The sequence below is a fragment of the Acidovorax sp. IB03 genome, assembly GCF_016406015.1.
GTDB classification, from domain to species: Bacteria; Pseudomonadota; Gammaproteobacteria; order Burkholderiales; family Burkholderiaceae_C; genus Acidovorax; species Acidovorax temperans.
In genome coordinates, this window is record NZ_JAEFCH010000005.1 from 89,593 (window position 1) to 100,933 (window position 11,341).

At 65.7% G+C, this 11,341-nt stretch carries 10 protein-coding genes and 1 pseudogene; 4 read left to right on the top strand and 7 right to left on the bottom strand.

The genetic code is table 11. The features are described from left to right. The first annotated feature begins 6 nt into the window (after nucleotides 1-6). Nucleotides 7-1,482 (top strand): efflux transporter outer membrane subunit, encoded by a 1,476-nt coding sequence (locus tag IHV84_RS04630; protein WP_198846005.1) that lies wholly within the window; start codon nucleotides 7-9, stop codon nucleotides 1,480-1,482. A gap of 68 nt (nucleotides 1,483-1,550) precedes the next feature. Here the strand turns inward: IHV84_RS04630 and IHV84_RS04635 are convergent, their stop codons facing one another. After that, the gene (locus IHV84_RS04635; RefSeq protein ID WP_198846006.1) at nucleotides 1,551-2,819 is read right to left on the bottom strand and encodes a putative Na+/H+ antiporter; all 1,269 of its coding nucleotides are present in this window, start codon (nucleotides 2,817-2,819) and stop codon (nucleotides 1,551-1,553) included. 147 nt (nucleotides 2,820-2,966) lie between these two features. Continuing rightward, nucleotides 2,967-3,287: pseudogene (locus tag IHV84_RS04640) on the bottom strand (LytTR family DNA-binding domain-containing protein); the annotation flags it as partial. Nucleotides 3,288-3,660: 373 nt separating this feature from the next. Between IHV84_RS04640 and IHV84_RS04645 the strand changes: the two are divergent. Both IHV84_RS04645 and IHV84_RS04650 read left to right on the top strand, forming a co-directional pair. Continuing rightward, nucleotides 3,661-4,485, top strand: coding sequence for an undecaprenyl-diphosphate phosphatase (locus IHV84_RS04645; protein ID WP_044398375.1), 825 nt, complete (start codon nucleotides 3,661-3,663; stop codon nucleotides 4,483-4,485). Next, the gene (locus IHV84_RS04650) at nucleotides 4,473-5,417 is read left to right on the top strand and encodes a MipA/OmpV family protein (RefSeq protein ID WP_233099713.1); all 945 of its coding nucleotides are present in this window, start codon (nucleotides 4,473-4,475) and stop codon (nucleotides 5,415-5,417) included. The genes IHV84_RS04645 and IHV84_RS04650 overlap by 13 nt, the downstream gene beginning before the upstream one ends. Nucleotides 5,418-5,469: 52 nt before the next feature. Here IHV84_RS04650 and IHV84_RS20300 read toward each other — a convergent pair whose 3' ends face one another. The 4 genes from IHV84_RS20300 to IHV84_RS04665 form a co-directional block, all read right to left on the bottom strand. Next, a complete protein-coding gene (locus tag IHV84_RS20300; protein ID WP_370541186.1) occupies nucleotides 5,470-6,333 on the bottom strand; it encodes a diguanylate cyclase domain-containing protein in 864 nt (287 codons plus the stop codon). Next, entirely contained in the window at nucleotides 6,317-7,276 is a 960-nt protein-coding gene (locus tag IHV84_RS20305; RefSeq protein ID WP_370541187.1) for a 7TM-DISM domain-containing protein, read from the bottom strand. The genes IHV84_RS20300 and IHV84_RS20305 overlap by 17 nt, the downstream gene beginning before the upstream one ends. A gap of 391 nt (nucleotides 7,277-7,667) precedes the next feature. Beyond that, entirely contained in the window at nucleotides 7,668-8,507 is an 840-nt protein-coding gene (locus IHV84_RS04660) for an alpha/beta fold hydrolase (protein WP_198846007.1), read from the bottom strand. Between the two features lie 38 nt (nucleotides 8,508-8,545). Next, a complete protein-coding gene (locus IHV84_RS04665) occupies nucleotides 8,546-9,373 on the bottom strand; it encodes a proteasome-type protease (protein ID WP_066689983.1) in 828 nt (275 codons plus the stop codon). A gap of 476 nt (nucleotides 9,374-9,849) precedes the next feature. On the opposite strand from IHV84_RS04665, the gene IHV84_RS04670 reads away from it, so the two are divergent. Continuing rightward, the gene (locus IHV84_RS04670; RefSeq protein ID WP_370541188.1) at nucleotides 9,850-11,058 is read left to right on the top strand and encodes an alpha/beta hydrolase family protein; all 1,209 of its coding nucleotides are present in this window, start codon (nucleotides 9,850-9,852) and stop codon (nucleotides 11,056-11,058) included. Between the two features lie 18 nt (nucleotides 11,059-11,076). Here the strand turns inward: IHV84_RS04670 and IHV84_RS04675 are convergent, their stop codons facing one another. Further along, nucleotides 11,077-11,340, bottom strand: coding sequence for a hypothetical protein (locus tag IHV84_RS04675; RefSeq protein ID WP_198846008.1), 264 nt, complete (start codon nucleotides 11,338-11,340; stop codon nucleotides 11,077-11,079). Nucleotide 11,341 lies beyond the last annotated feature (1 nt).

An 11,341-nucleotide genomic window follows, 5' to 3' on the forward strand; every position in this document is an offset into this window, starting at 1 on the left:
TCTGCCATGCCACTATCCCTTGCGTTGACGATCCGTTCTTGTCGGCCTGCCACTCTGCGCCTGCTGCCCGCCTTGCTGGTAGCTGCCGGGTTGGTGGCATGCAGCACCCCGCCGGTGTACGAACGCCCCGCACAGCCCGTGCCCGCCCATTACAAGCAAGCCTTGGCCGCCACGGCGGGGGGTGTTTGGCAGCCTGCGCAGGCAGGCCAAGTCGCCGCTGAAGCCACCGCCGCGTGGTGGACGCTGTACGGCGATGTCACGCTCAACGCCCTGCAAGAGCAGGCAGCCAGCGGCAACCAGAGCATTGCCTTGTCTCTGGCACGCCTGCGTGCGGCCCAGGCAGCCGTGGCCAGCAGCCGTGCCAGCATGGCGCCCACGCTGGGCACCAGCGCCAGCGCATCGCGCGCGCGCAGCGGCAGCCAGGCGGCCAATGGCAGCACCAGCACACGCACCAGCAGCAGTTACTCGCTGGGCCTGAACGCCAGCTGGGAGCTGGACTTGTGGGGCCGCATCGCAGGCACGGTGGATGCTGCCCGCGCCAGCGCCCAGGCCAGTGCGGACGACCTGGCCGCCGCCCGCCTGTCGGTGCAGGCCAGCGTGGCACAAACCTATTTTTCGTTGCGCGCTGCAGAAGCCAACGCCCAAATCCTGCGCGAAACGCTGCAGGCCTACGAGCGCAGCTGGGAGCTGACGCGTAACCGCCAGCAAGCGGGCGTGGCCTCGGTGGCCGATGTGGCGCAGGCCGAATCGCAGTACAAGTCCACCCAGGTGCAACTCCTGGAGGCAGAAACCACCCGCACCCAGCTGGAAAACGCCCTGGCTGCGCTGCTGGGCCAGGCCCCCGCCAGCTTCAGCCTGCCCGCCACGGGCACGCTGCCCCAGCCCCCGGTGGTGCCCGCCCAGCTGCCATCGCAACTGCTGGAGCGTCGCCCCGACATCGCCGCTGCCGAGCGCCGGGTGGCCGCCGCCAATGCGCAAATCGGCGTGGCGCAGGCCGCGTTCTTCCCGGTGCTCTCGCTGTCGGGCACGGCGGGGTACCGGGGCTCGGAGCTGTCCAACCTGTTCAATGCCCCCAACCTGTTCTGGTCGCTGGGGCCGCAACTGGCGCTGTCGCTCTTCGATGGCGGTGCCCGCACGGCTGCGGTGGAGTCGGCCCGCGCCGCCAACGAACAGGCCGCCGCCACCTACCGTCAAACGGTGCTGACGGCGCTGCAGGAAGTGGAAGACAACCTGACCGCTGCCACGGCCCTGGCGCAAGAGCAGCAACTGCAAACCGAAGCCCTGGCCGCCGCTCAGCGTGCGCTGGATGTCGTCAACAACCAGTACCGCGCGGGCACCGTCGCCTACCTGAGCGTCATCACCGCCCAGACTTCGGTCTTGTCTGCACAGCGCAGCCTGGTGGATGTGCGCAGCCGCAGGCTGGCGGCGGTGAACACTTTGTTGAAGAATGTGGCCGGGCGTTGGGAGGTCGCTGCGCGTTAGCAGCTGGCGTTTGCCCTGGGGCGCAGTGCTGCGCCCCGGGTGGAGGAAACGAATAGCTCAGCTTGGCTTTACAGCACCAAAAACGCCACTGCCGCCACGGCCGTAGGCCCCAGCGCGCCCAGCAGCAGTCCACCCGCGCCGATGGTTTGGTCTGCAAAACCGTTTTTCAGCAGCGCCACGCCCGCAGGGTTGGGCGCGTTGGCAATGACCGTGAGGCCGCCACCAGCCACAGCACCGGCTACCAGCATGTATTGGGCGGCAGGAGTGATGCCCTGGATGAGCGAGCCCAGGTAGGTGAGGGCGGCGTTGTCCGTGATGGCGGTGAGGCCCAGGGCGCCTGCGAACAGGGCCAGGGGCTCCAGCCCCGCGACGATGGGTTGCAGCCACCATTGCTGCATGCCGCCCAGCACCACCAGCCCCGCCAGGAAGAAGCCCACCAGCAGTGCCTCTTTGAGGATGAGCGGGCTCTGGTGGCGTGCATAGGCCTGCGTGTAGCCCAGGAACATCAGAAAGATGCCCAAAAACACCACCGGGTGGTGCGCGAACAGCACCACGCCCGCCAGCAGCGCAATGTGCGTTGCGGCCACGGCGGCGGGCACAGGGCGCTGGTCAGCCGCTTCTTGCCCTGCCCGCAGGGCTTCGGCGCTGGGCAGGTGCCGGCGCAGGGCCAGCGCACATGCCGTGGCGTTCACCAGCACGGCCAGCGCGGCCTTCCAGCCAAAGGTGGTAAGCATGAAGGCGCTGTCCCAACCCCAGGTGGCGGCCACCATCAGCACGGGCGGCGCGGCATACGAGGTGAGCGTGCCGCCGATGGATACATTGACAAACAGCACGCCCAGCGCCAGGTATTTGAGCCGCTCTGGCACGCCCGTGCGGAAGATTTGCGGGGCCAGCATGAGGGCGGCAATGGTCATGGCGGCGGGCTCGGTGATGAGCGAGCCCAGCAGCGGCACAGCCGCCAGCCCCAGCCAGGCGGTTGCCAGCGGGGTGGGCACCGGGGCCAGCTTGGCAAGGGTGTGGACGATGGCCACCACCGTGCGCAGCACTGGGCGCGATGCGGCAATGACCATGACCACGAAGACGAACAAAGGCTCGGTGTAGTTGCGCGATTCAGCGTATTGCAGGGCCTGCGGGCCGCCCACGGCCAGCGCCATGGCCACGATGAGCACGATGGCCCAGAAGCCAAAGACCACCTCGACCTCGCCCAGCAGGTGAAACAGCCCGGCGTGGCGTGGGTAGCGGTGCGAGAGCCGCTCGAAGAATTTGACGGAAAAGGTGTGCAGCAACGCCACGCCAAAAAGGGCAGCGGCAATCCATTGGATGAGGGGTGTATTCATGCAGGCAAGCGGTCGTAGAAAAGCCGCGTGGCGGCCCGACCATCGCTGTACCTGTTGCGCCGATTTGCGCAGACACCCGTCGCGTATTTTAACCGCCAGGACTTGCGCAGCTGCGTAGGAGAAGGGCGCCCGTGGTGCCCGGCGCCGCTACATCGCCTTGAACAGGTGTGCGTAAAGGCGGCTCACGGCCAGGCGCTCGGGGCGCCCGTGCAGGTTCAGGTGCAGCTTGCCAGATTCGTCGCGCACCACGGTGGCGATGGCGCTGGCGCGCACCAGGGTGCTGCGGTGCACTTGCCAGAATTCCTGCGGGTCCAGCTGGTCTGCCAGCTCTTTGAGCGGGGTACGGATGAGGTATTCGGCACTTGCCGTGAGCACGCGGACGTATTTGTCTGCGGCCTCAAAGTACAGCACGTCGCCCACGGGCACCATGTGGATCTGGTTGCCGTGGCTGGCCTGGATGACGGTGAGGCGTGGGGGCTGTGCCTGGCTGCGACGTGCCCACCGAGCCCAGGGCGGTGGCCAGCACGGCGGCGGTGAGGTGGATGGCGACAGCGGGGCTGAGGTTCGACAAGTCACGAAGGGCGGTGGTCATGGCGTTCATCTGTGCGGAATGGCCGGGATGGACATGACTGTGCAGGGTTCCCCGCGCAGCCACCGTCCGCTTGCAGACGAACTGCATGGGGACGCCGCGCAATGCAGGCGGCTTACCGCGAGGTGCAGTCCGCTTCGGGCGAGGTGCGCAGGTGCTGCATCGCCTGCGAGTAGAGGCTGTGCCAAACCAAGATGCGGCGCGACGATAATTTGCGCTTTGGTTGGCCCGTGGGGCCTGAAGGAATTGCGCGTGGATATCGTTTTGCTGGTCAAGGCCGCCATCATGGGCGTGGTCGAGGGATTGACCGAGTTTCTTCCCATCTCGTCCACCGGCCACCTGATTTTGGCGGGGTCGCTGCTGGGTTTTGACGATGCCAAGGCCAAGGTGTTCGATATTGCCATCCAGACCGGTGCCATCTTTGCCGTCATCCTGGTGTATTGGCAAAAGATTCGTGCCACGCTGGTGGCCCTGCCCACTGAACGGCAGGCCCAGCGTTTTGCGCTGAATGTGTTGATCGGTTTTGTGCCCGCCGTGGTGCTGGGCCTGCTGTTTGGCAAGGCCATCAAGGCGCACCTGTTCACGCCGGTGGTGGTGGCCACCACGTTCATCGTCGGCGGATTCATCATCCTGTGGGCAGAGCGCCGCGCGCCTGTGGCCACGCGCATTGAATCGGTGGACGACATGGGCCCGCTGGATGCGCTCAAAGTGGGCCTGGTGCAGTGTCTGGCCATGGTGCCGGGCACCAGCCGCAGTGGTGCCACCATCATCGGGGGCATGCTGCTGGGGTTGTCGCGCAAGGCTGCCACTGACTTCTCCTTCTTCCTGGCGATTCCCACGCTGATTGGTGCGGGGGTGTACAGCCTCTACAAAGAGCGAGCGCTGCTCTCCCTGGCCGATGCGCCGATGTTCCTCACCGGGCTGGTGTTCTCGTTCATCAGTGCCTGGCTTTGCGTGCGCTGGCTGCTGCGCTACATCAGTACGCACAGTTTTGTGGTGTTTGCCTATTACCGCATCGTGTTTGGTGTGGTGGTGCTGGCAACGGCGTGGTTGGGGTGGGTGCAATGGGCCGAATAAACATGCTGCGAGAGGTGGTGGCGGTGACAGCCGCCTTGGTTTGCTGCGCCACAGGCTCAGCTTTGGCCGAGGATGTCGCCAGTCAGGCGACTTCCTCAACCTCTTCGGCCCACGGGCTGGAACCAGCGTCCACACTGGCGCTTGGTGCTCTTGACGAGTCGGGGGCTGTGGTCACAGAGGCGGCGGCCCCAGCCCCCAAGCCCCGTGTCAACTACGTGCTCGGAGCCATCGTCAGCTCAAGCCCCGACTACGCGGGCGGTGCCGAGCGCTCTTACGGCCTGCGGCCTGCCTGGGCGCTCGAGTACGGGCGCTTTCGCCTCAGCTCGTCGCGCGGCAATGCCTTGATGGGACACGGGCTGACTGCGCAATCAGAGTCAGGCGCCAGTGCGATGCTGGCGCAAAGCGAACGGTTTTCTCTGCGCGCCTCGTTGCGCATAGACCAGGGCGATGACGGCTCGGACTCTCCACGCCGCCGGGGCTTGCCCGATGTGCGCTCCACCTTGCGGGCGCGGCTCAGCACCGGCTATGCCTTGACCCCACGCTGGTCGGTGGGCGCAGGGGTTTCGCAAGACATTCTGGGGCGTGACGGTGGCGCCCTGATGTCGCTCAACCTGGGCTACAGCTTTCCCTATTCACAGCAAACGCGGGTGTCGTTCGGTGTGGGGGCAGGCTTTGCCGACCGGCAGTACCTGCGCAGCCATTTCGGCGTGCCAGCAGGCTCTGCCAGCCCGCTGCCTGCGTTCGACCCGAAAGCCGGGCTTTACTCGGTGGATGCTGGCGTGGACGTGATGGTGGCCCTGAGCCGCCATTGGGTGGCGGTGGGTGGGGTGAGCGTGTCGCAGTTGCAGGGCGATGCGCGGCGCAGCCCGCTCACGGTGAAACCCTTGGGGTATTCGGCCTCGGTGGGGCTGGCATACCGCTGCTGCCGTTGAGGTGTGCGGGCATGGCCGGACACCCTGGCCGCTTGATTCGCGCAGAGAATGGCTAGGCTGATGACAGGGCCAGGTCGCCCGTATTGCGGCGCACACAGAACTTGCCGCTTTGTTTGCCGCTGTGCATCGCCGCATCGGCCAGCTTGATGAGGCCCGCCCCGTCCTGGCTGTCAATGGGCGCGATGGCGTAGCCGATGGTCAGGCCCACCTGGACCTGGATGCCGCCCAGCGCGAAAGGTGATGAAAACGCTCCGAGCAACTTGAGGCCCAGTTCATGGGCTTGCGTGGTGCTTTGCAATTCGCCCGTCATCACCACAAACTCGTCGCCACCCAGGCGGGCAATCACATCAGACTGGCGCAGGTGGCACTGCAGGCGGCGGGCCACGGCCACCAGCAGCTCGTCGCCCACGTCGTGCCCGTGCTGGTCGTTCACGGGCTTGAAGCCGTCCAGGTCCATCACGTACACCGCCAGCAGATTTTCATGCCTGGCGCGCGCGAGGGCTGACGATAGTTCGATCTGCATGCCGCGGCGGTTGGGCAGGCCGGTCAGCGGGTCGGTGTGGGCCAGCGAGTGCATGGCATCGAGCTGCTGGTTGGCGTGTTGCACCTTGGTGTGCAGCTCTTTGGTGCGCAAGCCCAGCACGCGCATGAACAGCAGCATGTCGAGGGTGGCAGAGATCTGGAATGAATACAGCGTCCAGAAATTGACGGGCAGCGCCCCATTGATCACACCGATGATGGCTGCCGAGCCCAGGCCGTATACAAACCACGCTATCAGCAAGGTGGTGCCAATGCTGTCGCCCGCGCGTGCGCGCCGCCAAGCGCCCGGCAGACAGAGCAGGGCGGGCAGCGGGCCCATGATGCTGACGATGGCGGCCAGCCCCTTCAGCGAGATCAGGTCAAGGGCAAACGCCACCCCCCAGACCCACGCTGAACAAGGCGCCCCACCGCATGCGGCGCAAGAAGCGGCTTTGCGGGTTGTGCCCCTCCAGGGCCTGGCTCATGAACAAAAAGCTGCCCGTGATGGCCATCAGCGATGCCAGCCCCACGGCATGGCTCGTCAACCAGGGGCTGTGGCCCCACAGATACTGCTGGCCCACGCCAAAAAAGTGCAAGGAATAGAGCAGGCTGCCGCTGGTGAGCAGCGCATACTGGATGAACAGCGGCTCGCGCAGGCTGTACCACTGCGCCATGCTGTAGAAGATGAGGCACAGCGCCAGGCCGGTCAACACGCCTTGCAGCATTTGCTCGTTCACGGCCCGGCCCAGAATGCCGGTGGGCGTGTTGAACGTGATGGGCAAAATCATCGCGCCCCGGGTCTGCACCCGCAGCAAGAATTCGTAGTTCTGGCCTGCTTCCAGCTGAAACGCCTGCGCGGGCGTGCGCCCGGGCAGGGGCCGCTGGGCCCGCGGCACTTCTGTGCCCAGCACGCTGCGTTGCGGCACCTTTCCGCCTTGCAGCAGCACATCAATGCGATTGAGGTCGGGGTGGTTGATTTCAAGCACCCACCTGCCGTCGGATGCGGGGTCCACCGCCAGGGGGATGTGCAGCCACACGGCATCCTTGCGCACTCCCAGCGTGGCATCTTTGGTGGGCTTTTGAAACTCGTCCAGCCGGGCCAGCGCCTCTTCGGCGGTCAACGTCAGTTGCTCGTCTACCAGGAGCCGCACGGCGGGCCAGGCGGCCACTGTGTTGTCAGCGTCACGCAGCAGCAGCGGCCCTGCCGCCTGCACCGGGCTCAGGTGCGCTATCCACAGCATCCAGACAGCAGCCATACCCATGCACCAGCGCACAGAGGCCGCGCGCGGGCCCAGGCCTGTGAGCCAGTGGCTGATCAGCTGAAGAAACGAGATCTGCACGTGCTGAGACTGTTTGAGCGAGGGAAAGTGGGACGGATGGCCTCAGTGCCTAGCGGTGTGCCAGCACGCAGGCGTAGCCTCTGCCACCCACAGGGCTCGCGGGTGGCTCCACAGGAATTTCATGGGTTGCTCGCCCTGAACCCTCAGCCCGGCAAGCAACCGAGCGCAAGAAGCAAAAAGACGGGCGGCAAACGGCGGCATGATTGATGTATCACCTTGTAACGCGCACTCAGTGTAGGGTATCGCGGGCCCAAAGCATGATGAATTTTTACAATTCCGTACGTGCTGGTGCCTTCTGCTACAGGCTTGATGGCCCGGGTGAGGGTAACCACCGGGGTCTCCGTCGCCTTCCGCCTGCCGGGTGACGGGGGTGGGGCGGGGGGCTCGCCGCTCAGCGGCCCTGGGTGACGGCCTGCAGGTTCAGCAGCGAGGCCTCGATGGCAGCCGCCGTGACCAGGGGTTGTTCCATGGGGAAGAGGTGGCTGCCGTCCAGCATCATGGTGCGGCCCTGGGTCACGCGCTGCGTCATGGCCATGCCCACCTGGCGCATTTCGTCTGAATCACGCCCGCCAATGAAGGCCACGGGGCAACGCAGGGGGTGGGTGCTGAGCAAGCGCCCCAGGTTGTGGGGCAGGGTGTTGTAAATGGCGGTTTCCACGGCCCGGTCAAAAGCCAGCACCCGTTTGCCTGCGTGGTCTTGCAGGCCGTGTTCGATGTAGTCCTGCAGCACCTGGGGGTGCCAGCGGGCAAATGCCTTTTTCTTGCGAAAGTGCTCCAGGGCTTCTTCGTTGCTGGCCCAGCTTTCGCGGCGGCGGCTGCTGACCTTGCCGGGCGAGAGCGAGCCCACCACCTGCGTGCGCTTGGCCACGCCCAGGGCATTGGCGCGCCAGCCGCCGATGAGCGGCGAGTCGATCAGCACCACGCCCCGTGCCAGTTCGGGGTGGCGTGCGGCAGCCATCACGCTCAAGAATCCGCCCAGCGAATGCCCCACCAGATACACCGGGTCGCCAATGCGTTGCACCTGGGCCTGGGTAAAGTCCACCAGTTGCTGCACCAGATGGGGCCAGTTGTTGGTCACCGGGTACTGGGGCTCGTGGCCGAAGCGTTCCACGGCGCTCACGTCCATGCCGCGTTCTTTCAGGTACTTGAACAGCAGCCGGTAGGTGCCGGCTGGAAAGCTGTTGGCGTGCGAGAAAACGACAGGCAGGTGAGGCGAGGCGTGGCGTGGCATGGTGGGGTGCGGTGGGTGAGGTCAGCCAGGGCTGGCGGTCAGATCAGCTTGTCCTGGGGGGTGGTGATCTTCTTGAGCGGCTTGCTGCGCGGGTTAGTCGTCAGGATGGGCGCCTGCGTGCTGCCGCCGTTCCAGGCCGGGTCTTCAATGCTGTCGAACACTTCGCGCAGCTTCTGGCCCCAGCTGTCGTGCAGCATGCGGAAGTAAGGGTTGTTCTCGTCAATGCACACCACCTTGTCGGTGCCAAAGCGGTCGGCCTCGTACACCACCAGGTCCAGCGGCAGGCCCACCGACAGGTTGGACTTGAGCGTGCTGTCCATGGACACCAGCGCGCACTTGGCGGCCTCGTCCAGCGGCGTGTCGGGCGTCAGCACGCGGTCGAGCACGGGCTTGCCGTACTTGGATTCGCCGACCTGGAAGTAGGGCGTCTCTGAAGTCGCTTCGATGAAGTTGCCTGCGGAGTAGACCTGGAACAGGCGCATGCCCTCGCCCCTGATCTGGCCGCCAAACACCAGCGATACGTTGAAGTCCACGCCCGAGCGCTTGAGGGCTGCGCCATCGCGGTCGTGCACATGGCGCACGGCGGCGCCCAGCACGCGGGCCGCGTCGAACATGCTCTTGGCGTTCCAGATGGTGATGCCCTCGGCGTCGTCGCGGTCCTTGATCTGCGTGGTCTGCAAAATCTCGCGCACCGACTGCGAGATGCTCAGGTTGCCCGCCGACAGCAGCACCATGAACCGGTCGCCCGTCTTCTCGTAGATCATCATCTTGCGGAAGGAGCTGATCTGGTCCAGGCCCGCATTGGTGCGGGAGTCGGACAGGAACACCAGCCCGGCATTGAGTTTGATGGCGACGCAATACGTCATGGAAGAAGTGGGGGGCGTTGTAAGAGAGGAACCCGCGAGTTTAGTCCGGCGTGGGAAGGCACCCGTGTGCAGGGTGCGGGCCAGTAATTGCGTGTGCCGTAGCCGGTGTCCTGTATTGATAGCAACCAACGCTTGGTGGACAAGCACTGGAGGCCATTTTTACCTGATTAGCTACTTGCCTCAGATACCCCGGCATCCGTTCGGGCTGAGCCCGTCGAAGCCAGGGATTGCTGCGTGCGTGCAAGGCTTCGACAGGCTCAGCCCGAACGGGTGGGGAAGAGAAGGCGTCTGAGGCAAGTCGCTAATCAGGCATTTTTACTAAAGAATTGGCAGGTCCCAACCTTTTGCGTTCACCCGAAGTTCCGGCGACAGCCAAGGCCACTGCCGCCCCGGGGGTAAAGGGCTATTGCTTACGTGCCAGGCAGTGTGTGCCCGTCGCTCCTATCATCCGCCGCTTCACCTGGAGGGGCCTTGCCGTGTTGAACCCACTGATTTTGTCTGGAACCCGCCGCGCCTGCGCGCTGGCCTTGGTGGCATTGCTGGCGGCTTGTGGCGGGGGCAGCGCGCAAGACCCCCGCGATGGCGGCAACCCTCCAGAGCCACCTCCCGCACCGGCGCGTTCCGGCCAGCTCGAATCCGCCGCCTTGCTCGGCACCGTGCCGGCCGCTGATATCGCTGCAGCGCTGGCCGCCAAGGAGTCGCTGGCCCAGGACGTGGTGCCGCGCTACAGCGTCACCTCGTACCGGATCGAATACCTCACCACCGATGCCGACGGCAAAGAGGTGCGCGCCTCGGGGCTGGTCAGCGTGCCGCAAAAGCCAGCGGGCGCCAAAAGCCCGGTGCTCAGTTACCAGCATGGCACCCTCTTTCGCGATGCCGAGGCGCCCAGCAACAACGCGGTGGCGTCCGAGGTGGCTGTGGTGCTCGCATCGCTGGGCTATATCGTGCTGGCGCCCGACTACGTGGGCTTTGGCGCTTCCAAGGGCACGCCCCACCCCTACCTGCTGGCGGCGCCGTCCGCAGCCGCTACGGTGGATTTTCTGACCGCCACCCGCACCTGGCGCAGCCAGGCCAACGTGGCGGACAACGGGCAGCTCTTTCTGACCGGCTACTCCGAAGGCGGCTACGTCACCATGGCCACACACCGCGCGCTGCAAGCAAGCGCATCGCCCCACCTGCAACAGCTGCGCATGGTGGTGCCGGGCGCGGGGCCTTACAACGTGCAGACCACCATGGATGGCCTGGTGGACCTGGTGCGGCAAGAACAGCCGGTGATCGGCGCGCTCATCAACCCGGGCTTCCTGCGCTACCTGGGCGGCAGCGTGCAGCGCGAGGTGCGCCGGCTGTTGCTGCGCGCGCTGATTCCGGACGATGCGGACGTGGTCTACGACACCCGGTTTATCGACCGCTTTCTGGCCGACGATGTGCGCTATCTCGAAGAAGTCAGCAGCGCCTACGACTACAAACCGAACGTACCTGTGCGCCTGTACCACGGCCGTGATGACCGCACCGTGCCCTACGCCAGCTCGGTCAGCACGTTGCGCGCCATGCATAACCGTGGCGCAGGCGACCTGGTCAGCCTGACTGAATGCCGCGCACAACCGGTGGCCGGGCACCTGCCCTGTGTGCCGCCGTTCATCACCTTCATGCTGGGGCAGCTGGCGCCGGTGGCACAGGATTTGTAAATCCAGTCACCGCTCTGATCAGACCTCCCAGAACGCCTCGATCAGTTCACCCTGCGCGTCCAGCAGCCACCACTCGATCACCACATCCCGCGGGCCCACACCCAGAAGGCCCAGCGCCCCCCGGGGTGCCGACAGGCGCGGGCAGCGCCGCAGCTGGTCGCCGGGCTGGGCCATAGCCAGCACCTGGGTGTGGAAGGAGTGCGGCACCTCGGGGCTGTGAACATCCACCAGCCGGTCCTCGCCGTCTCCCACTTCCTCGGGTGTCGCAGGGATGGGGTGCACG

Bases quoted from the DNA above. Each gene is read 5' to 3' on its own strand.
- IHV84_RS04630 (WP_198846005.1), top strand. From the start codon at position 7: ATGCCACTATCCCTTGCGTTGACGATCCGTTCTTGTCGGCCTGCCACT.
- IHV84_RS04635 (WP_198846006.1), bottom strand. From the start codon at position 2,819: ATGAATACACCCCTCATCCAATGGATTGCCGCTGCCCTTTTTGGCGTG.
- IHV84_RS04650 (WP_233099713.1), top strand. From the start codon at position 4,473: ATGGGCCGAATAAACATGCTGCGAGAGGTGGTGGCGGTGACAGCCGCC.
- IHV84_RS04660 (WP_198846007.1), bottom strand. From the start codon at position 8,507: ATGCCACGCCACGCCTCGCCTCACCTGCCTGTCGTTTTCTCGCACGCC.
- IHV84_RS04665 (WP_066689983.1), bottom strand. From the start codon at position 9,373: ATGACGTATTGCGTCGCCATCAAACTCAATGCCGGGCTGGTGTTCCTG.